Annotated in this window: 3 protein-coding genes and 1 pseudogene; 2 read left to right on the forward strand and 2 right to left on the reverse strand. The window is 59.4% G+C overall.

Translation table 11 applies throughout. The features are described from left to right. Window positions 1–531, forward strand: a pseudogene (locus ACQUQ1_RS21925) (mercuric reductase); the annotation flags it as partial. 3 nt (window positions 532–534) lie between these two features. Here ACQUQ1_RS21925 and ACQUQ1_RS21930 read toward each other — a convergent pair. Next, window positions 535–942, reverse strand: a complete 408-nt coding sequence (locus tag ACQUQ1_RS21930; protein WP_011222470.1) for a CopG family ribbon-helix-helix protein — start codon at window positions 940–942, stop codon at window positions 535–537. A gap of 103 nt (window positions 943–1,045) precedes the next feature. Between ACQUQ1_RS21930 and ACQUQ1_RS21935 the strand changes: the two genes are divergently transcribed. Beyond that, complete coding sequence (locus tag ACQUQ1_RS21935) at window positions 1,046–1,867, forward strand: hypothetical protein (RefSeq protein ID WP_103992928.1); 822 nt, start codon at window positions 1,046–1,048, stop codon at window positions 1,865–1,867. On the opposite strand, the gene ACQUQ1_RS21940 is transcribed toward ACQUQ1_RS21935, so the two are convergent. Further along, complete coding sequence (locus tag ACQUQ1_RS21940) at window positions 1,814–2,413, reverse strand: ArsR/SmtB family transcription factor (protein ID WP_103993006.1); 600 nt, start codon at window positions 2,411–2,413, stop codon at window positions 1,814–1,816. The genes ACQUQ1_RS21935 and ACQUQ1_RS21940 overlap by 54 nt on opposite strands. Window position 2,414 lies beyond the last annotated feature (1 nt).

The raw sequence follows: 2,414 nt of genomic DNA on the forward strand, positions 1-2,414 counted from the left end.
GTCGACGAGTACTTCCAGACGACGAATCCCGACATCTACGCGGCGGGCGACGTGATCGGCGAGCCCGAACTGGAGACCGTCGCCGCCAAGGAGGGCAATCACGCCGTCAAGAACGCGTTCGGCAACGAGGGCGTCAGCATCGACTACGACGCGGTGCCAGCAGTCGTGTTCACCAGCCCGGAAGTCGCCGCAGTCGGGACGACAGAACGCGAGTATATGGACGAGCACGGCACCTGCTCGTGCCGAACCGTCCAGATGGCGGATGTCCCGCGAGCGAAGGCCGTCGAGAACACGGATGGCCTCGTCCAAGTCGTCAAACACCACGAGACTGACGAGATCGTCGGCGTCCACATGGTCGGCCCCCGTGCCGCCGACATAATTATGGAAGCCACGCTTGCGGTGACGTTCGGCCTCACGGTCGACGACATCATCGACACCGTCCACCCGTTCCCGACGTTCTCCGAGGCGTTCAAACAGGCCTGTCAGGCGTTCCGACGGGACATATCGACGATGAGCTGCTGTATCGAGTGAATCTCACTCCGGGTCGGCCGGCGCAGTACTGCGGAGGAGCATCGTCTTCACACGACCAACCCCATCGAAATCACGGAGCCGATACACGAGTTCCCGCACCCGCGCCGCATCGCCATGACAGAAGACGGTCTCTAAACACCACTCGCCCTGGTGGGTATGGCTCATCGTTTCGATGACGTCCTGAAACTGGTGCTGGGCCGAATGGAGATCGTGAATCACCTCGTGGTGCTGGTAATCGAATGCCAGTACAGCGACGACCTCGCCTGAAACCTCCTCGAGTTGTGAATGTCCCTCGATGTATTCCTGCATCGCTTCACGAATCGCCCGCGAGCGGGAGTCCAACCCCTCAGCCTGCCATGTCTCGTCGAACTCCTCGAGAATGTCCTCAGACACGTTCAAGCTCGTGCGCATACTCCCCAATTGATCCCCTACTGTCTTGACCCCTCGATTATTACGGAATTCACGTTTCAGTCTTAACAACCGCTATACAGCGCAGGGATAGAGGAATATATGAATGCTCCACGGCGAGGCGTTTCCACTGTTGGTCGGCGCGATTGCGCTCGGATTCGTGCACGGCATCGAGCCCGGACACGGATGGCCGGTCGCCGCGAGTTATGCACTCGATCAATCCAATAAGTGGCTCTACGGACTCGCCGCCAGCTCGCTGATCGGCATCGGCCACCTCATTAGCAGTCTGGCGATGGTCGGCGTGTTCTTCTACGCGAAATCCTACTTTCAGCTGACCCAAGTGAACGAGCCGATCTCGATTCTTGGCGGCGTTTCCATCGGCGGTCCAGTCAGCATCGTCGCAGGCGTCTTACTCATCGGACTCGGGATTCGAGAGTACACGCACGGCCATTCTCACCAGCACGAGGACAGCCACGGACACGACCACGATGAGCATACGGAGGAGCAGTCGAGCCACCACAGTCACGGCACGCCACCCACGCACGAACACTCCCCGGATGGGCTCCTTACACGGGTGAAAATTCGGCTTGGAAAAATCGGAGGGCACTCCCACGAGCACGGGACCGATCCGGCTCCTGACGCCGACCGCGGACTCCTCGGAATCGCCTGGTTCGCATTCGTCCTCGGGTTCGCTCACGAAGAAGAATTCGAGATTATCGGCCTCTGTGCCGGTTCGACGTACTGTCTGGAGCTGATGACTGCGTATGCGCTGACGGTCATCGTCGGCATTGTCGGGTTAACGATGCTCCTCATCGCCGGCTATCAGGAGTACGAAGAAACAGTCGAGCGGTATACACCGTACCTGCCGCTGTTCTCAGCGACCGTCCTCATCGTCATGGGACTCGGCTTCATCGCCGGCGTCTTCTGAATCACGCCGAACACTCTCCAGCGTCCCATTCTCAGTAAGGTCAATAAGCGCGCGATTTAGCAGTTCACGGAGGACGAACTCCTCGTAATGCTGTGTTGCACAGTACTCGCACGGCTTCATTTCTCGTGCCACCGCTTCGATGTCGTCGCCGTGCTCCCCATAGAGCGTCTCAACGAGCCCTGCTAATTCGGCTGCCGCGGTTTCCTGCGCCCCAGCGAGCGTCTGCTCAGCGTCCTCTGGTAGGTCATACGAAAAAATCCGCGTGTTCGACTTGTAGTACTTCCGCGTCCCCCCACCAGCTTCTTCGAGCCGGGCAATCTCGACCATCCCCGCATCCTTCAGGACGTTCACGTGGTGGCGCACCGTCGTCTCCGCCTTTTCTTCGCCACGACGATGCAGTTCGTCGTGGATCTCCTCGATCGTCATTTCCTCGGTTGCGAGCATGTCGAGGATCTTCACCCGGACATCGTTCTCCAGTGCCTTCGCTTTCTCCGGGTCCGTCGTCACGACTTCGCGGATCGGCACGTCAGATTCGAGGAGCGCCATT

Source organism: Halobaculum sp. EA56 (assembly GCF_051195075.1).
Lineage (GTDB): Archaea > Halobacteriota > Halobacteria > Halobacteriales > Haloferacaceae > Halobaculum.